The sequence below is a fragment of the Salmonella sp. JXY0409-18 genome (assembly GCF_020268625.1).
In the GTDB taxonomy this organism is placed as follows: domain Bacteria; phylum Pseudomonadota; class Gammaproteobacteria; order Enterobacterales; family Enterobacteriaceae; genus Salmonella; species Salmonella enterica.
This window is the reverse complement of sequence record NZ_CP084217.1, coordinates 159383-178084: the sequence shown is the minus strand read 5'-3', so window position 1 is coordinate 178084 and position 18702 is coordinate 159383. Positions and strand designations below refer to the sequence as shown.

Here is an 18702-nt window from a genome sequence, read left to right as displayed (position 1 = left end):
TCGTGTGTTTCGCGTTTCAGACGCTTATACGACCTGCCTGACCATCCTCATCAGAAGGCGGTTTAACAGTCCTTTCGCTGTCGGGCGATTGCTATCGACATAGTAAAAACCTGTTTTGGTCGTACCGTGAGCACTGCTCAGCACCCTCAGTTCCCAGATAACGTCACGGATAACGCCGCCATTTTCTGGCTTAAGGCATTCAGATAAATGGCGCATGAAACGAGCTCTTACGGCACGGTAATAGCGGAACTCCTCTGGCTGGTTAGTATTTTCTTTCACCCGGAGTCGCTGGTTACACAGAGTTAGAACTGCATCCATCATTCCCGCCTTCAGCTTCGCCTGGATCGCACCTTGTTGCTGTTCCCTCTCACCTTCGAGTAACGTTAAGATTCTTTCTCCGAGTGCCGTCTTGTTGTGTACGTGCAACTGTACACAGGCAGCTACGCATGCCCAGAATCTGAACTTTTTTATCTGTCCACGCAATTTCCGGGCTACAACCTGACGGTATGCAGTATCGCTGAGTATTTTAAAACGCCGACTGGCAACCAGCTCTGGAAGCGACACTCTTTCGCCTATCCCCAGGCGGGAAAAGGTTTGTCCCCGTTGTGCGAGACGATGATAGACAGCGCCCTTCCCTTTTGAAATTCGGACCGCGCCATAACGAAGAAGATACTGAGCAGCAGTCGTTGGAGTAAACTCACCGTCAGCGATGCTCTGGCGTAACCCGTCGTATTCATGCCAGATAATCCAGGACGCCGTATCTTCTTCAACAGTCAGCTCATCCTCTTCCTCGAATGCCACGACGACAGAACTGCTCTCTCCGGTCTTTAGGCTACGTGAAGCCCTGGGGTCAGCCTGCCCGTCAAAATAGGTCATCAGCGGCAACGTATCAGTCAGTCCATCATAAGCTGTACCGAACCGGCCTCCGGGCAGTTTCATCCAGAGTGGAGCTGGCATTGGTGTACGGGCCACAGGCAGCATGTCAGGCTCATCCTCAAGAAGGTCCAGATCGGCCTCTTCCCAGACTCTGCGATAGATCTCAATTGCCCGAAACGGGCGAGGGTTGAAACAGTGCAACGACCAGAGGAAATCAACGTGGATCACGTTTGCTTCATGTACAAGCCGAAATTGTGGCTCAGCCATACGACGGTTATAAGCCGTATCGTCCACCTCGCCGGAAAGTAGCTTTCTGCGATGCTTTGCCGCACGTCTGGCTTCAACATAATCAAGGCTGCAACAGACATGAAAAAGACGTTCAGTCAGGGACGAAGAAAAGATATTGGGTTGAAGACGCACATACCCGCCTTCGAACACTTTACGACCGATATAATCCCGCAGGCTCCAGTCGTACTGGATCTTAGAAAGAAATCGCTGAAGACGACTTAGGCCTGCCTGATAACCATATTTCTCAGGGTCAGTGCGAAGGAGCGTTTCCATTGAATGGTCAACCCCTACGGCTGTGCAAAGCGAGCACCCATATCTAGCCCCACAAGCTGAGGTTCGCGTGGGTTTCTCCGGCGACCAGATACACTCTCCGGTGGCGTCTTTATAAAGCGTTGCCAGGCTGAAGTTATCCGGCATAAAGCTTGGTAAAGGGAAGCGGGATTCGGAACCACAGGCCATTAGAAAAGACCAGATGTCCTGAGTGCGCCACTCCTTTACTGGATAGAGTTCACCACCGTGCTCAGTCAGGGTTACTTTCCTCGCCTGCCCTCCCATTTTGAGGATATTTCCGGCCCTTCGGGCACTTTCATCATCCCTGGAGCCCAGCATCAGGCATACCCTGCTTCGTACGGATGCCGGGGCGTTTTTTAGATAACGAGCTTTGGCCTTGCGCAGGGGGGCGATTTTGTAGTCGGTTGAGCACTGACGGGTTGAAGAATTAGTCCAGGTCGGAAGTCCACGTCCAGTCAGAATGCGGCCTACCCAGCTCTGCGTAAGAGACGGTTGGGCGACAAGGACTGTGACCGGTAGCTGGTGTTCAGCAATGAACATTCTAAGCTGGTTGAGAACCTGTGAAGCCTGATAGTGCATCTCAGGGTTTTCGATCAGCGTATCGGACATCTGAATGAAATGATGTTCGCTGATATTTGTGCCGTTACGTACTGCCCTGATCAATGCCATCAGAAATAGGTGAAGAAGAGAATGGGAGTCTTTACCGCCACTGTATCCCACGCACATCGTCCATCCGTCCGTAATAGCCTGATAAATAGCAGATGTGGCTGACGTGACCAGAGAAGAAAGACTCACAGTCTCCTTTTCATCGGTATAGTTCAGATCGGCATCGGTTGTCAGGGTCTCCCAAACATCAGCCCATTTATCATGTTTCAAAATGGCAGCATTAGCCGCCTCAGGAAAAATAACTTCTGAGGGTAATTCAAGGAATGAGTCACTTTTTTCAATAAACATATATTTTCCTGAACCACGGCATATGCTGCATCACTGATATTTTTATTAGAACTTTAAAATAACTACAGCGCAACCATTTAGCGAAATTATATTAAATCAAAATCACGCAAATTTAATTCTTAAATAGATTTAAAATAAAAACCCATTGTAATTTAATCTCCCAGCACAGCTATTAGATATAGGTTGGTGGTGTAATAAAAGCCGTGACATTTGTTTTCAACTCAGACAGCGGAATTGAAGGAGTGTTAAGAGTCATGTCATCACCACAATGGCGTGGTAGAGCAGAAAGCTGAAATGAATCTTTCATCACCCTAATAACCGGGCATTCCGTACGTGCTGATGGCATTACTTCCCGCAGCATCGCTTCCTGCCTTGTGCTATCGCTATGCTTATATTCATCCTGGTCTGTTATTTCTTGAATTTCATCTTCACCACAAAATGACCAGTTAGCGTCATAGAAGTAAAACTCAGTTAACTGAAGATCGTTTTTTTTCACGTATGTCGCCAATTTGCGGATACGCTGTTCAAGCATTGTATCTATCCGTAAGGAAACACTTTGCGGAACATCACTTGCAAAGTCATTGATGCAAACAACGGTAGATACTATGAATTTATTGGTCATGGCAGGCTCCAGGCCACCGGGGGAACCGGTGGCTACGGTTATCAGGCAGGCTTATGCGCCGCAAAGGGTGTCAAGGGAAGGAAGAAGCTTGCTCAGCTTGTCGTAATCGAGCGGAGACAGTTCTGTAACGAGTTCGACCGAAAGACTGGTGTTGTCTTCTTCACTCAGAATATAGATTCCGTCTTCTGGCTCTTTTCCGGCACATGCCTTCAGTCGTCTGTTAACGACCTCCTGGGCTGAATCCGCTACGTCGCAGCTCAGGACATAGCTTGCCACATAGCTGCTCTCACCGTGGTAATGCGTCACTTTACACAGAGCATACTGGATACCGGCTTTGTGAGCCTCATTCATGAGACGAGAAAACTGACAGCCATCCTGGTAATAGTGGGTATCCTTTGTGACCAGAATAGTCATACCCCCAAATTCATCTGTCCGGCTTTTACTGCATGTAAATGCAGCAGTAATTGTTACCATTTCCGGGAGGTCGAATACCGACAGCACGGCAGTTGTGAGGCAAATTGCATGGTCAAGATCAATAGTCTCTCCATGAAAAACTGACAGCCCACTGCTGTTAACTTCTGTTGCGAACGACAGTTCATAATTACAGTCTGGGCAGGATGGTTGCCCAAAGCTCGGCTCTGAAGGGTCATACTCAGGGTGGTTCTCAATAATACTGAGAATCAGCTTCTCAGTCAGAGAACAATCTGCCAGTGGCTTATCAAGCAAACGCTCACCTTCTGCAATTTCTGCTTCGGTAACGAATGTGATTGCTTCTTGTGCCATTTTAGCCTGCTCCTGAGTGCAGGGAATAATAAACGACGCCAGAGTATAATTATCTGCCACAGTTGACTCCTTGATTATTTAATTAATGTATTTGATGAGAAGATCATAACAAACACACTACTACCAACTAATAACCTGAAGTCGTTTTTTTAGAAAAAATATTAAGAAGAATATGAACACCACCTCATCTTAAATTAATATTGTTCAGGATTAATATTCATTTTTGCAAATAAAAACCGCCAGACGGCGGCTTTTATAAAGAGGGAAATATCATTGGAAGCTGAAATTACTTCACGGCAGGCCGACAAATTACGCGACTGCTGTGAGCTGAAGCGAAACTTGTAGAGGAAACTATAATCACCTTTTCTAAGTCGTCGGCACTGTCGGCAATATGATGCCGAAAAGCCTCCTCTGCATCACCAGGGGAATCGGCTTCGACCGGGTAGGCCTGATCATCATCATCAAACATAATGCGCCCGGAAATGAGATAAAGTCGGTTCAAATCTGGCGTCGCTGCGCTCGTGCTTCGTTCGTTCAGATTCATTTTTTCTCCGTCTGTTGCTCGTAAAAAGAATGACGCCGGTTTAAAAGGCGTCGCCAGGGTTCAGGCTAAAACGCAGGGTTGCCATCGAGGAAGCTCATTGGCTGGCCAATAGCGGATGCCACCCTGAGAATTTCACCTGGTGTGGCATAGCGCAGCATTTCTGAGCGTCCAAATTTCTGATACTCATCTACTGACATCTTTCTCCACTCGGGGTGAGGATCTTTTCCGCACAGTGACCAGTTGCTTTCAGAGGAATCACGACGGAGAACGTACACATCAAGCGAGGCTGTAAGCCCGCTTCCATATCCCCGCTGCGCTACAATACGAACCTGAGAACCATCGTCGCGTTGCAACGTCTGGGTTAATTTCGTGATAGGATCCTGAGAATGCATGCCATTTACCTCGTTTTTAAAAGAATTACCGTAAGTAAATGATACCGAATCGAGAATTCTGGCTAATAGGTCAGAAGAAAAAATATTGCATATTTTTGAAGTGTAGGATAATGATTAGAATAAAATGGCCTGAATAAATCGTTAGCTTTAACTCTGCTTATTTCAGAAAAACTCTGAATTAGTAGTGATGGAAAACGACGCGGTGAAAAGTAACTTTTACACCGCAATTCAGAAAAAAGTTTCAGTTAGTCACATTACGAATAACCCGGCTTACTTTCGCATGTGCGTTCCCCTGCATGTTAAAGTAAAGCCCTCCGGGCAGACTCGTCGCCCACTTAACGCCTCGCTCAGCCATACGCTTCGGTGTTTCCAGCCAACCACGAGGAATATTGCCCGGAACGTTACCGATAACCCGTCAAATGCATGCTGCTACCCGGATGCCGCCGGGAATATCGCATTTGGATTCAACAATATGCATGACCTCAGATAAAGCACCATGCCGCTGGACATGATCGCCAATGTGCAACTCGATAGGAGAAGCCATTTCTGAATCTGACTTCATATCTGTCCACCTTTAATTTAGAAACCGTCTAAATTACCAAATTAGTTAATCCAACAACATCTGTATCACAACCATCAATTTGTTTTTGTTGGGTCTATATCGTAGAAACAAGTGAATAATGAATACACTCGTTAATACAGACAACCGGAAATGAATGACTACCTGATTATCTCAGCGGTATATGCTAAGCCGTTAATATTGCCATTCTCTGGTGGAACCACTGCTAAATGAATAAACCGTTTGTCGCTTCAAACCACTTTATCAAAACCGTTAACTTGCATTAAGTCCGATACAGTTCGGCGAGCTCATCCAGCATGGGGTTACTCTTATATCCCGGTGCGGCCGTAAAAAGGTTTCGGGAAATCGCCAGCCACTCCATGATTTTGTCCGTCGCCAGCCAACGTCTGCCAAGTCGCTCGGCTGCGATGGGGACTTTATGCAAGCCAGCGAAGGGATCTACAACAAGATCTCCCGGCTCTGTCAAAAACTCAATCAGAAACGCTGCAAGCCTGGTAGGAGACGTTGCACCGTGCAGCGGAAAACCGAGCTCGCGGGCAATGGAATGGCAAAATCTCGTATCAGCGCAGCTATTGCCGTAAAACAAAGTATTCTTGGGGATCGTTCCTTCTGTTTTATTTCCAAAGGAACCGCTTTTAAGCTGGTACGCCCCATCACCATAAAAGGTCGTGCGATTTTCACCGCCTGCTGCCTGCAATTTTAGATGCTGGTCTGAATGCGGTTGTAGTACACGTAAGTTGTTTGAACGAACCTTACTCGCATCATTGGTAAACCACAGCACAGGCTCATACGATGAGCAGAGCTGCACCCGTTGCTTACATGCCCAGTGCGTTGGCGATGGGGGCTTACTGCGATTCACCCACTGAAGCCTGTCCATGAGCTCAAGCCCCAGCTTGTCACATAATGCCAGTGTCAGACGCTCCAGATACAGAGAACGTGAAGGCCTACCCCTATTAAAGCTATCTTGAGTGATATTCAATGCCACACTTGCGCCCGGTACAAGCTGTTTCACGATCGGTTCGAGGATACGCAGAAGCCAGTCAATATAAGCCTGCTCGCCACGCCCCCCTCCGTGCCCGTAGTCTCTTGAATTTCGAAGGAGGTAAGGTGGCGAGGTCAGGCAAAGATGAATTTGCTCGGTGATATTGCTGAAGAAGGCATAGGCGTTTCCAAAAACCGATGCCCCAAGAGAAGTTGAGAAACCGACAACACAGAGCTTTTCCCATGACTCATGCAGGTTTGTTTTCGTCTTAGAGGCGTATCTCCAGACGCCCCGTTTTTCTGGAACGCGTTCGATGACCCCGGCCTGACGGAGAGTCTGCTGAAACCAGCGAACCTTATGTTTGACGCCGCTGGTTCTGGTTTTATCTGACCCAAATTCTTTCAGTTCGTGCAATTCGGCATCCGACATGCCAGTTTTACGCTGCACTTCGCGATAAAGCTCGTCGTTGGTCAACGGCGATTCGGAGGCAGCGTAGATATGCGCAATTAAGTCCGTATTAATCGTACTCATCAGCCATCCTAATGGGGATACAGTTATTATATCGGCCTGATGGTTGGAAGTGAGATTACTAAATCAGACCGATCTGGTTTGTTGAAGACTTTGCCAAATCATGCAGCACAGCTGGGCTTGCACAGAGCGAGCCGGGCTCCTTTAGCGGAGACACCTTCGCAAGTTGGATTAATCAGCCTCAAGATTCTGGAACTCAATGAGCTTTTGCTCACACTCCTCCCTGCCCCACGATCCCTGCCAGTCACAGATGTCCCGGTACTTACTTTCCAGCTTATCCATCTGTGCGAGATTAGCTGTTGCGAAGTCTGTCCATATGTCATGCCAGCAAGCGTTGTACGTAACGCCAGCTGGTGGACAATACTCCATTGCATCAGCATTAATAATTTCAACGCGAAGATCGGTTGCAAACGAGGCTGCAACGAGGTTAATAACATCCTGTTCTTTTTCGATTACCGTGACATGGGTTACATCGTCTTTCTGAAGAATGGCGTGGAGCACCATACCAAGACCAAGACCATTAATGAGCACCCGCCCGGTGGCTCGCTCTATAAAATCCTGGCAGGTTCGGATCTCCATCGGGGTATTGGACATCACCACATCCCAGCCGTTGGACAAGCGGCGATATCTACCGGGCGGGATAAACTCATCTGTATTACCAGTACACTCGGCACGAAGGGCGAGGGTCAGCGCCTTATCTGTGGTAATTTCGAAAGTGTCCAGTTTCCAAGTTCCGGACTTGCCGTCTTTAACGGGTAAATCAGAAAAGCAGCTCTTCATCGAGGCAACCAAAATTCCAGTAGTTTTGTTACGCTGAACCTACCACAAACCCGCTCTTAATGAAGGCATCAGGAGCGATAGCGATCTTTGAGGCATCGTTTAAAACAGCGGCATCCTGTAACAGACACCCGATATTTTTTTTAATGCCGCAGGTGTTAAAGGTAGCGTTGCAAAGTTGCAACATCTTCAGGGGCAACCTCCACGCAGCTCCTGACACTGTAGTGATTTTCGCCGTTGTAGTCATAAACCCCACCGTCTTCAAAACTCAGCTGTTCAACCTCGCCAGCACACTCGGAAATCAGTGCCGTCTGGCAAGCATTTTTCTCACAATCGCTGACGAGTATACGAACATAGCTTTTCTCATGGTCGCCGTTACGGTTCTGGATCTTTACGATAAAGTGTTTTTCAGACATTTGTGCCTCCAGCTCAGGTTGAGGTTAATTTAGCGTTGCCCCGGTTCACCGGGGCAAGAATAAATCAACCCTTAATGAAATTGTGCCCCCAGGTGTTAGGCTTAAATGCCTGCTCTTTGATATATGTTTTCATTACCTTGCAGGTTTTTTTCAGGGCTTTGGTATTGGCATCGGTTACTGGGATAAAATGGCGAGAATGACGGTTTTCCCGGTACTGCTTATCAGCGTTTGGGTCAATTGCTTCGCTTTGCAGGAGCCCTTCGTGCCTGCCAATTACTATTACGTAGTTCATTTCACCTGAAACACGATCCGTGAGTAATTGAAGGGAAATATCAGCTGCTCGCGTGGCCTGGCTTGCAGATATTTTTGCATGCAAGAAAGCCCCCTTTCTGAATTTGGCCGGAGTTAGCCCTGTAATATCCTCAACACTAAAATTAAGTGAGGAAAGAATTGAAAATAAGTCGCAGCTAATGACTTCAGTATTATTAGGCATTTTACCCGTCCCCGTCCATATTCATGATACGGTAATGATACCAGGTCGATATCATTACCTAATAACTTGGTGAAAGAAAATCTGTAATTTTTAGTTAACTAAAATTAATAGTCTCAATACTGCTCAAGAATTCTTTTTTTACGTCCGGTGTAAAAGGTATACGTTCAATGTATTTATAAAGTGTCGCAAATGTTTTGGGTTCAATGTTTCGGGAGATAATGTCATCAATCGGATCTTCGAACATATTGATAAAGATATCGACATGCTGCTCTCCGCTTTCTGATGCCTTTGAAAGAAGACTGACCACTTCAATGTAGCGATTATCCTGCTCTGCAATGAACAACCAGTGCCCTTCGTTAAAGGCGGGTGCAGCGCTGTAGCGTTTAACAACAATTTCTGAAAGATTATATCCTGCCTGATTCAGCAGATTATTAAAGTTGAGTTGAGTTGAAATCACGTCTAACGTTTTCATAAAACCTCCTTTTCATCTGTACTTATTATACTGTTACCCAACCCCCAGCTAATAACCTCCCAGCAAATTTTCAGAAAAAAAACACCGCCTTTTATTTAAGATTGAACACATCCTTTTTAAATACCAACAATGATTATGAAACCACAATGTAAGTGAAGCGCCATTATGGAAAAGTAACTTTTGTGCAGCTCATAAATTTTATTTATTAGTTACGTTCCTTTGTCTTGTGGTCGAAGTTCATCAGGCGAGGCCTAAGAAGAATATGTGTGGTTTCAGCCAATGCGGTGATCGGGCATTATAATTTGGTCGGGCTATTATACGTGGGTAAAGGTAGTGGTAGGGAGAGGATCAGGTTAAATTGCATTTTCCCGGTTGCCTTCCCTGGCCTACCGGTTTCAGGTCAGACGCTAAGACCAGCGGTAATACTTAAAGTAGTCCTCATTTACAGCCAAAAACTCCCTTAAACCGTTCATTAATCCCTTTTCAAACGCTGTAACGATAAACCGGTATCCGTCCAGTGTTTCAATGTAGTAGATCCCGCCCGGTGTTATTCCAACATGCAACACCTCGGCTGTCATCATAAACTGGCCTTCCGGAAAATCATGCGACAGGTATATAAAACCCGTCGTGGCCGGTGCGGGTGTGGCATTCACTAAGACACCGTTAAACTGCTGCCCGTGCCTCGCCGGTACAAGCTCACTTCCCCTGGTTGACTTATCGAGCAGCCCCTTAACATCTTTTTGCTCTTTAGATGAGGTATAGCCCCGCACATCACTCCCATCACCTGGGCGAGAGCCGGTGCCGACATGTGCAAGACGACGGTAAGCGCTGCGCATATTGATGTGGCAGGATGCCCCGGCTCTACCCTGAAGCCTTACGCCAAAATCTTCGCAAAGTAATAAAATCTGACGTAGCTGGTGTTCATACACGGACGCAGAAAGTGAAAGGTTGAAACTGGAAAAGGTCAGTTCTAAAACCTTTTCCCGTTTGTCATTGAAATGTGCTTCCAGCCTGATGATTGGCTTTTCCGACATTGCAAAAGCTTTGTCCGTTGCTCTGTACCGGCATTCATCTCCGAAACATTCTTCAACAACGCTGGCTATAACCGTGTCGTGATCGCCATCTTCCGGAGCTGGCACAAAGATTTCAAATTGTGCCGGTGTCTCCGGCTCCAGCAGAACGGGATATAAACGCGGAGAATTAAGCAATGCGCATTCAGAATTAATGAGCTTAACCCAGGCGCTTTTGTCGTCCGGATCCTTAAGCTGCTGTCCAAGGTTATCGCAAAAGTCTACTATCTGACGGGTATGCTCATCCGTGACTGCACAGATCAGGTTAAGACCATGCGTGGCCATACTCAATTCCCGGGTTCGGGACTGGGAATTGATCGACCAGGGGTTAAGTGAAAGCGAAATAGGGCTTATGGAAGGGACGACCGTCTCATTCTGCAAATCTGTAAGCTGGCAGTTCGCAGTAGGCTTCGGGGAAAGGGTACTAAATATGTAACTTGCCTGTTGTTTAGTACTGGCCTGGATATAAAACATCGCGTCCATGCTTGTATCCCGGGATGAAATTGAAAATAGCTTCATTTTTAACCTTAATGGATGAGCGATTTATAGTCATGTGCTGACAAATGGACATTATGTGCGCCATCATTCCATTCAAAGAATAATCGATACTTAGAGTTTACTCGAATGGAGGAATAACGGTTTGACGTCATTCTTAAGCGTTCATAACGCAAGCTGTTGGATAATAACTCCCGCTCACTCTGGACATTATCCAGCGTTTCGAGTCGACACAGAATCGCGTTAATAATTTCAGAAGGAATACCTGCCGTTGTTTTTCCATTACGGAAGAACTTTTCAAGCCGTCTGTCTTTAAATGAATGGATCATAGTTCCTCCGTAATAATTGACCTTAAAATTAAATTAAAAGGGCTTTGAATTAATGAATCCCTAAAATGCGGGCGGCGACTGCCAGCTGCTTATCACTTAACTGACGCTGGTGGGTTAAAGAAGACTTAAGGCTTTCCAGAAAATTATTACTGCTGGATTGCTGGGTGATTGCATCAACCATTTTTTGATGAGATCTGCACCATGCATTGAACGCAGAGTTGTGGGCGTTTTCAGTCCTCAAACGCTCGTTTTGCAAGGATGCTGACACTTTGCGGGCAGCTTGAGCATTAATGCGGTACAGCGCATTCAGCGTGTAAGCAGTGCGGGTCGTTTCGAGGCTGTAACCCGTGGCTTTACAAGCCATACAGCGACTTCTATAAAAATGCTTACGCTCTCCCCGACCATTGCATTTATCGCAAAGAATACGAAAAGTATATTCCGCAGTACCTTTTACAGAATCAACACAGCGGATTTTTGCGCTGGAGATTTCAATTCCACTGCGATCATAATATTTGGTCATAATGTGATTCCTCCGGTTAGTTCTGGAGTAATCATGACAGAATGAATCTACTGGCTAATAACCTGAGAGTAAATATTTTAAAAAAACATTGAGAGAGGGTCTGCAAATTTATACACGAAGGATTCAAATATAATTTTGTTTAAAAAATTAAGAGCATTCTGAAGTAAAAGTGCATCAAAAAGCATTCATGGATAAATCATGTACTGGTGCCAGCCATTTAAACGCGGGCATTGTTCCGGAGTGATTAAACGGTTTAGCATCATAGATTAAAACCAAAAGGAAGGCGTCCTTCCCGTCTCGGGAATATTACTTTCCCGTTTGCAATTTAAGAGCCACTTAATGAGAAAGTAATAATTAAGTCATGCTCAACTCTACATATTACATTGAGGATGGCGTAACAGGGTACGGCATACTACCGCACCCTTCTGAAGAGCTTATGTTTGAGGGAATTCTATAGCAAATGTGGCCGTGCCAGATTGACCACTTACAGCGGGAGTAACGGGATACGTGCGCTCTTCACCATTACCAAGATCCAGTGACAGCGATTTAGTTTCACCAGGCTGGACCGTAACTCCGGCAACCGTAACGCCGAACTGGGCATTTTTCTGAACAGTCAGGGTTCCGTTTAACTGTCCGGTAATGATAGAACCGTCCTGACGCCGCAACACACTGGTTCGGATGATGGCCAGCGGCGTGTTGTCCGTTGCTTTCAGTGCTACGGCTGTGGCCAGCGTCTTGAGATTATCCAGCATAATCAGATTCGCAGGCTGGTAGGTAAAATTAAGCGTTTTAGTGGTCCGGTTACCTGATTCGTCAATAGCCAGTGCCTCCAGATGATACATCTGTCCCGATTCGTCAGTGTTGGGGAAGATTCTGGGGTATTCCGGAATAAAGACATCCTTGGATAACGGCGTGAATGCCAGGGTGACCTTTTCAGAGTTAGGTCCACCAGCGAGCTGAAGCGATGTCAGGGAAGCATCCCCAGAGGCATCAGTAACGCTTATGCGAAGGTTCTCAAGCCCTTTAACCAGTTTTCCTTCTGCGTCTGCGCCATTAAAACTGAACGCGATAACCGGAAGCGTTGAGTCAATTTTCAGCGGTGCATTAAGCGTTTTGGTTCCGGTGTTTCCAACAAGATCCGTGGCAGAGACGCTAACCACCGTATAATCCCCGTCCGGTAGACCAGCGTATGAGAAGGTGGCGTTTTTGGTTTTATAATCGCTTTCACTGACGGTCACAGGCTTCAGCGTGAAAGGTTCCCCCCGGGCATTTTTAAGGGTGGCTTCGAAAACTTTGGTATCCCAGTAGCTGATGTTCCAGGCGTTGACGCGATCATTATCGGTGGCCGTCATAGTGATTGTCTTGGAGGCCTTGTTTACCTGAGCGACATTAACCACCGGTGGGTTGTTATCCCAGATAACCGTAAAATTACCAGCAAGCGCATCGAATATGCTGTCACCATCTTTTCCCGAGTAAAGGTGCAGATACTCAAATCCTTTGTCACTGGTGTAGTTGAAGTTAACCGTCATCTCGCATGAACTTTGTCCGATAGGTATAGTGCAGAACCAGGCTGCATTTTTTACCGTTCTGAACTTTTGCACGTATGGTCGGGGTTCAGCGGTTACCTTTATGCGGCTAATGGTGGCGGTTTTAACGCTGATTGAGGCCTGAGTTAACCACTCACTGGTATCACTCCGGTACATCTCTTTAGCCACTATCTTCGGGGCTATTTCCATCGCCGGGGCTGGAGTGAAGTTGAGGGAGTTATGATGAATTCGTCTTACTCCTCCTGCCAGAGTCTGGAATTCATGATAAGTATCCCCCACATTGGGATATATGTATTTGAAAGTATAAATATTATAAGTGCTATCGGACGTCTGGAAATTCGAGTCCGCCCAGCCATATTTGGAACCGTTAACAGCAGTAAAGTCACTTTTTTTCCTTAATACCCGTACGGAAATAGGGTTCTGGAAGACGGTCATGCCAGACTGATAAGTGACCCATGATCCGGTAGTGGCGTCCTGCACCTGGATGATATCGTCAGGCTTAACCCGATCAATTACGCTTCGGCGGCTTAGTTCGATCCTGTTTCCCGCTTTGTCATAAAGGTAGATCCCCACTTTATATTCAGAGCGGTTTTCCGGTGCCAGGGCATTGCTGCTTGCGTCGGCGACTTGAACGGTTACGCTACCTTCCACTGTATTAATTTCCGCTGGCTTTTTACGCTCCACTCCAGCGGCATCGGTTATGAAATATTCAGCATTAGCAAGCCCGGAACCTTTATCACTCAGTCCATTAAAGACCAGTGCCTGGACGCTGGCGTACTGCATACCGGCTGGTACTGAAGTGAAGATCGCTTCGCTGCCAAAGTTCCACCCGTTTCTCGTATAACTTATGGTACCCGTTGCCGGAGGCGTTCGGTCAATTGCAAGCGGGTAATCCTGCCGGGAGACCTCCTTCCCTTGCAAGTCGGTAATCACCTCTCTGAGGGTGAAGCTATCTTCTCCCATCGCTGGTACGGTCAGAGTCTTGCCGTAATAATCAAAGCCTGTCGAAGATGTGGTACGGTCATCTACGGTAACCAGGCTGCTTTTCGTGCTCCAGATGAGGCTCCCGTCACTTTTCAGCAGACTGAGCGTAATATAACGGTCCAGACCGGAAATAACGGCAACGTCAAAGCTCGTTACCGGATTAATCCATACGGATGCAGGCGATACGGTCTTTTTAACGTTCAGGGTATCTTTAAAGCTGAATTCTGCGATTTCAGCGGAAGCTCCTGCGCTGAAACCTGCAAATGCAATAAGCAGGGCTAGTTTGATTTTCATGGGTTGTCTCCTGATCAGGTTCCCCATGATACTTTTTCAGTGTTCGAGATCTTTTCGGGAAAATAGCTAATTTTAATGTTTTTCTTTTCTGCCCGGCGGGACTTGTTTTGTTTACGTAAATGCAAAAATACAAGAAAAGTTACTTTTTGATAGGGTTAAAATTAGGTTTTCCCAATTTCCAGAAGCAAGCGAAAGCAGAACTAGCTTAATAGCCATTAAAAACGCCATGCCTATTGATAAATAAAGCTCATTACATTTAATGATTAGAGCATTTAAAACTGAATTAGCGAAAGAATTTCGGTTAGCTTTTTATTGCATGAGTGAAACAGTATTAATAATCCGGAGCCATCAGAACGTACTCTAAAGACTCCGGTATACAGATATCTTGCCAGTAAAAATGGCCTTACTCCTCATCATCCCCCAGCGCTTTTTTGATGGCGCGGCGGCGGGCTGCATCACCTACACGATATCCGACTGAATATACGTCATTCAACCGGCGCAGAATAAGATTTATTTCCTCATCCTGAATGTAGGCAGGTAAACACAGAACTACGTCGCCATCTTCATCATAGACTCGAACAACTTCCTTCTGCCCATCTCGCTCGCGAATAATCTGGACATGCTGAACCCTGGTGTAATCTGGGATTACGCTCATTTTAAATATCTCTCTTTAATTGTTGTTACCAGTTAGCTATAAGCCGGTTTATTCAGGTACTCAGTGTTCTGCACAGCAATCGCCTGTTCGTGGATCATTAACACTGCTGGGCGGGCTTTAAGGCGCTTGCTGGTGAGAAAACGCTTCACTTCTTTAAGTTCGCTGCCAGCCGACAGCATATTGAAGACATGCTGTTTGAGACTGTTGTTATTTTTGGCCACTTGTTTCTCCATCATCTTTGTACATGGTTGTGTCGGGCTGGCCTGCCAGATCACACACGTTATCCATATGCTTTTGGACCCAGTCTGTTAGACCCAGGCCTTCGGCCTTTGCCTGATTGACGTAACGCAGTTTCCGATCAGGGGTAACCCGCATCTGTAGTTGTGCCGTCGCTGGAACCGCCTCTTTCAGGGCGTTAAGGCCCCTCTGATCACGGGCCTGATTTGATGGTTTACCGTTTGGCATCTGAGGTATCGCTCTCCCGGCGAGCGGTGGACGACTCTAATTCTTTTGCGATTGCTTTATCTACGGCATCCAGCTGCATAGCAAACTTGATTTCAAGCGAACAGCGTAATGCCTTCAGGGCGCGTTCTTTGGTGCTGTATTGTGGTATGCCGTTCTGGCTACCATTCATGCCTCGCATGCGGCGGGAGGTTGCATCGACAACCTCTCCCTCTTCCCGTGTGCCGTGAACCGTAGTTCCGCTCCATGTCGGATAAACAGTGCCAGTGGCGGTGTTGAAGCTCCAGCCGTTTTGGTATTCCCCCGAGACCTCTGGTACGGGCATATCGCGTTCAACGCTATAGTCAGACCAGCGTAAAGCGCGGTTTATTCTGGCCTGTGCCACCAGCTCATCATAGGCGGCTTGTTCTTTTTTATTCATCGCCATTTAGGGCAATCTCCTTAAAGGGGAATTAGGTGTTATATCGGTACGTAAGTGCTTTTCAGGCCTAATCTCTGACAAGGCCTGATGTGCCAGACTGCCGTTGCATTCACCGTTTTATGGCGGTTGACTGAGCCTCATTAAGAGCCGCAATTAGTTCAGGCGAAGTCGGCTCCAGATTTTTGGAAGCGTTCAGCAGCTCCTTAAGTGAAGAGATTTCCTTTGGCTCTACCTGGTTTGCTTCAGGAGCCGTTTTTTGAACTTCATCCAGAGTACGCTGTGCACCGTTATCCAGCACCAGCACACCCCCAGCACGAATTTCTGAAATGGTGCGCACCGTATACATCATTTTATCCCAGACACGGCTACCAACCTCGATCCCGGAATCAGCTACTTTTTTTTCATTATGCTTTTGAAAAATTTCTTCTAACCATGTGGTGAAGCGCTTTCCAAAAGTATTGGCGGCTAAAGAAGTGCAGGAATAAACCTGTTCGACCTGTTTTGTTCCATTTTTATCAGTGAATGTAATGAGACCGATTCGTCCACTGTTAACAGTGTAAAAGCGAGGTTGAAAGCCAGCTTTGAGAAGGTTTTCAATAGCTGAAAAAAAATCTTTTTTGAGCATCGGTTTCAAGATGGTTTTCCTTTTATGCCCGGTGCCGCCGGGACGGTGGCATTAAATATACGCCATGTAAGTAAATTAATTTTTACCCATTTGATTGTCAATACAAACAAAAAATAAACCATGTTTATTATTTTACCAGCGATGCTATTTTAAAGTCCGTCTAAAATAAAAAACCAAAAAGTTAAATTTGAAGCCATCCTTCCTAAATTCATTTCTTGCGCATATTAGCCCCTGCTTTAAGTATATAATTTTTGAAAAAGTTGTCTGGAGGTTATTAGCTCGTGCATCTGGATTGTTAATATAAAGCCAACACAGAAAAGGAAAACAAAATGTATAAATTAGTATCTCCTCGTGAACTGACTGAGATTATTACCGGTTTACTGCTTAAACCTGAACTCCTTGGTGAGCTGGACTCACCAGAAAAGCATCGGATGTTTATGGCAGATTTAGGCCGGGTGGTGGCAGAACATTGTGGAGGTCTGGTAAACAGCGTCGTCTTGCCAGGAGCTGAAGTTACAGTGCCGGATGGGTTACCGCTTAACGGCCAGCCAGTACGTTATCTCGGAATCAAAGAGAGCATCCCTCACCTCCTTGTAGAGCCTGATGCTTCCTTACCTTCGCTCGCTAAAAACGTCTGGATGTATGCAGATCCTGAAGGCTGGAAAGAACATTTTGGAGCTGAGGAAGACTGCCTTACTCATGAAATGATGCAGCTGTTCCGTAAAGGTATCCAGGCTCTTCAGAAGGAGCATGATACCCCTGAAATTAGCCTCACACTTCAGGACTGGCGCCTGGAGGAGGAAACACTGAGAGAAGAGGACAGTCAGGCCTATCAGGTCAGCGTTACCGGCCAACATAACATCCACTGTGAAGTTGTTAACAAGGAAGGTAACCCCTGTTTTGGTGTCATGTTCGAAATCGATCAGGGTGTGCCTGCCTTACACATCAACACCGGCGGGGATATGTTGCTCCACATTCATTGCGCCCATAACGGACTCGTTCTGACCCCTGATGCAAGCGGTCAGCGATTTGAGAAGGCTCCCGTTGACCGCTTCGCTTATAACAGCCCATCCCTGCTGTTGTCTGCCGACTAACCAAGGCCAAATCTGAATTGTCCTGTTTAAGTAACCAACCCGCTGCCGCCAGGCGGGTAAATCCTCTTAATGGAGTTTTAATGCAAATCTCAACTGAAGTTCTGAACGTCTTATCTCGCTGCCGTGCTGAAGGGAACTTTCTTTTCCTGGCCGACCAGCTCGACCGCAGCATTTATGTTAAGACAAACAAAGTGCTGGAAGCTGCCGGTGGCAAATGGAACCGAAAAGAGCAGGCACATATTTTTACGGCGGATGCAGCTGAGCGTATCGAGCAAATCATTCTGACAGGTTCGGTCGACATCCCACGTGATTTGTTCAATTTCTTCCCTACCCCTGAGAATTTAGTCACAGATATGGTTCTACGCGCTGAACCAGCTGCCGGGGAACGTGTTCTGGAGCCTGAGTTTGGTGATGGCCGCATTCTGAAAGCCTTAAAACTGGCGGCTCCGGATGCATTGATTACCGGGATCGAATTGAACGATGAGCGATTCCTTGCAGTGAAGAACGATAGTGTCCTTAGCACAGGGGCCGAGCTGGTGCATACCGACTTTCTTGGGTACCAGCCCGATGAAACTTTTGATGTTATCGTTATGAATCCACCATTCCTTAAACGCTCTGACGTTAAACATGTCATGCATGCCATCGCAATGCTCGCTAAGCGAGGTCGCTTACAGGCCATTCTGTCAGCTGGGGTATTGTTCCGGGAAGACACACTGACAAAAGCGCTCAGGGAGCGAGTCAAACAACTTGGCGGACAAATTTCGCCTCTTCCGGATGATACATTTAGGGAGTCCGGAACAAAGGTCAAAACAGCCCGCCTTGAAATTGATCTTCGCCGCTAACTGACAAGCAACCGGAAAGAAATCTTAATACGAGTAGCCGGTTAAAGTTACCTGACCGGCTTAACTGACTAAATCAATAAAGAGTGAACAGAAATGACGCATACTGCCGTTTCTCAGGCTAATAGTGCTTTGCAGCTACCCACGCTGGAGCATGTCTACGCACTTCTGAAAGCAAATTGTAAACCTGACCGCTTTGACGGGCGTGACGGCCCCGTGTGGGGCCAGGAATACTCGTGGAATCTGGCAAAAGATCGCTTACAGGATCTGGAGAAATACGGTAAGGCATATGTCTCCCGTCATGAAGACCGTATGGGGGAAGGATTTAGTTTTGGTCCTGACCTGTTAATTATTCGCTAACGCTCTTAA

The 18702-nt window shown here is 46.6% G+C and carries 22 protein-coding genes; 3 read left to right on the top strand and 19 right to left on the bottom strand.

Features of this window, described 5'->3' with window-relative positions:
• Nucleotides 1–24: 24 nt before the first annotated feature.
• The 19 genes from LDB27_RS23220 to LDB27_RS23130 all read right to left on the bottom strand — a co-directional run bounded on the left by LDB27_RS23220 (nt 25) and on the right by LDB27_RS23130 (nt 16400).
• Nucleotides 25–2409, bottom strand: coding sequence for a phosphoadenosine phosphosulfate reductase family protein (locus tag LDB27_RS23220; protein ID WP_000469466.1), 2385 nt, complete (start codon nt 2407–2409; stop codon nt 25–27).
• 172 nt (nt 2410–2581) lie between these two features.
• Nucleotides 2582–3031 (bottom strand): hypothetical protein, encoded by a 450-nt coding sequence (locus LDB27_RS23215; protein ID WP_000182314.1) that lies wholly within the window; start codon nt 3029–3031, stop codon nt 2582–2584.
• A gap of 51 nt (nt 3032–3082) precedes the next feature.
• Nucleotides 3083–3874 (bottom strand): hypothetical protein, encoded by a 792-nt coding sequence (locus LDB27_RS23210; protein WP_000774870.1) that lies wholly within the window; start codon nt 3872–3874, stop codon nt 3083–3085.
• A gap of 226 nt (nt 3875–4100) precedes the next feature.
• Complete coding sequence (locus LDB27_RS23205) at nt 4101–4358, bottom strand: hypothetical protein (protein WP_151418773.1); 258 nt, start codon at nt 4356–4358, stop codon at nt 4101–4103.
• Between the two features lie 65 nt (nt 4359–4423).
• Nucleotides 4424–4750 carry a hypothetical protein gene (locus tag LDB27_RS23200; protein ID WP_000556022.1) on the bottom strand — a complete coding sequence of 109 codons (327 nt, stop codon included), beginning with the start codon at nt 4748–4750 and terminating at the stop codon, nt 4424–4426.
• A gap of 415 nt (nt 4751–5165) precedes the next feature.
• Nucleotides 5166–5312: a hypothetical protein gene (locus LDB27_RS23195; protein WP_001426334.1), complete on the bottom strand. Its 147-nt coding sequence runs from the start codon at nt 5310–5312 to the stop codon at nt 5166–5168.
• 280 nt (nt 5313–5592) lie between these two features.
• Entirely contained in the window at nt 5593–6843 is a 1251-nt protein-coding gene (locus tag LDB27_RS23190; RefSeq protein WP_000104323.1) for a site-specific DNA-methyltransferase, read from the bottom strand.
• Between the two features lie 168 nt (nt 6844–7011).
• A complete protein-coding gene (locus LDB27_RS23185; RefSeq protein ID WP_000833773.1) occupies nt 7012–7620 on the bottom strand; it encodes a hypothetical protein in 609 nt (202 codons plus the stop codon).
• A gap of 155 nt (nt 7621–7775) precedes the next feature.
• A complete protein-coding gene (locus tag LDB27_RS23180; protein WP_001290637.1) occupies nt 7776–8033 on the bottom strand; it encodes a hypothetical protein in 258 nt (85 codons plus the stop codon).
• A 64-nt stretch (nt 8034–8097) separates the two neighbouring features.
• Nucleotides 8098–8526, bottom strand: coding sequence for a hypothetical protein (locus LDB27_RS23175; RefSeq protein WP_001133498.1), 429 nt, complete (start codon nt 8524–8526; stop codon nt 8098–8100).
• A 94-nt stretch (nt 8527–8620) separates the two neighbouring features.
• A complete protein-coding gene (locus LDB27_RS23170) occupies nt 8621–8998 on the bottom strand; it encodes a hypothetical protein (protein WP_000853477.1) in 378 nt (125 codons plus the stop codon).
• Nucleotides 8999–9405: 407 nt separating this feature from the next.
• A complete protein-coding gene (locus LDB27_RS23165; protein ID WP_164846946.1) occupies nt 9406–10353 on the bottom strand; it encodes a flavin reductase in 948 nt (315 codons plus the stop codon).
• Between the two features lie 242 nt (nt 10354–10595).
• On the bottom strand, nt 10596–10892 hold the full coding sequence (locus LDB27_RS23160; RefSeq protein WP_000581857.1) for a type II toxin-antitoxin system RelE/ParE family toxin: 297 nt from the start codon (nt 10890–10892) through the stop codon (nt 10596–10598).
• Nucleotides 10893–10941: 49 nt separating this feature from the next.
• Nucleotides 10942–11412 carry a hypothetical protein gene (locus tag LDB27_RS23155; protein ID WP_000170638.1) on the bottom strand — a complete coding sequence of 157 codons (471 nt, stop codon included), beginning with the start codon at nt 11410–11412 and terminating at the stop codon, nt 10942–10944.
• Between the two features lie 434 nt (nt 11413–11846).
• The gene (locus LDB27_RS23150; protein WP_000694550.1) at nt 11847–14237 is read right to left on the bottom strand and encodes an Ig-like domain-containing protein; all 2391 of its coding nucleotides are present in this window, start codon (nt 14235–14237) and stop codon (nt 11847–11849) included.
• 403 nt (nt 14238–14640) lie between these two features.
• On the bottom strand, nt 14641–14892 hold the full coding sequence (locus LDB27_RS23145; protein WP_000111450.1) for a hypothetical protein: 252 nt from the start codon (nt 14890–14892) through the stop codon (nt 14641–14643).
• Between the two features lie 32 nt (nt 14893–14924).
• Entirely contained in the window at nt 14925–15167 is a 243-nt protein-coding gene (locus tag LDB27_RS23140; RefSeq protein ID WP_223230069.1) for a hypothetical protein, read from the bottom strand.
• Between the two features lie 176 nt (nt 15168–15343).
• A complete protein-coding gene (locus LDB27_RS23135; RefSeq protein WP_001251243.1) occupies nt 15344–15781 on the bottom strand; it encodes a hypothetical protein in 438 nt (145 codons plus the stop codon).
• A gap of 103 nt (nt 15782–15884) precedes the next feature.
• Entirely contained in the window at nt 15885–16400 is a 516-nt protein-coding gene (locus tag LDB27_RS23130; protein ID WP_012006567.1) for a hypothetical protein, read from the bottom strand.
• A gap of 329 nt (nt 16401–16729) precedes the next feature.
• On the opposite strand from LDB27_RS23130, the gene LDB27_RS23125 reads away from it, so the two are divergent.
• The 3 genes from LDB27_RS23125 (at nt 16730) to LDB27_RS23115 (ending at nt 18693) form a co-directional block, all read left to right on the top strand.
• The gene (locus LDB27_RS23125) at nt 16730–17494 is read left to right on the top strand and encodes a hypothetical protein (protein ID WP_000277497.1); all 765 of its coding nucleotides are present in this window, start codon (nt 16730–16732) and stop codon (nt 17492–17494) included.
• Between the two features lie 80 nt (nt 17495–17574).
• On the top strand, nt 17575–18336 hold the full coding sequence (locus tag LDB27_RS23120) for a methyltransferase (RefSeq protein ID WP_001167416.1): 762 nt from the start codon (nt 17575–17577) through the stop codon (nt 18334–18336).
• 93 nt (nt 18337–18429) lie between these two features.
• Complete coding sequence (locus LDB27_RS23115) at nt 18430–18693, top strand: hypothetical protein (protein WP_000149861.1); 264 nt, start codon at nt 18430–18432, stop codon at nt 18691–18693.
• The last annotated feature ends 9 nt before the right edge of the window (nt 18694–18702 follow it).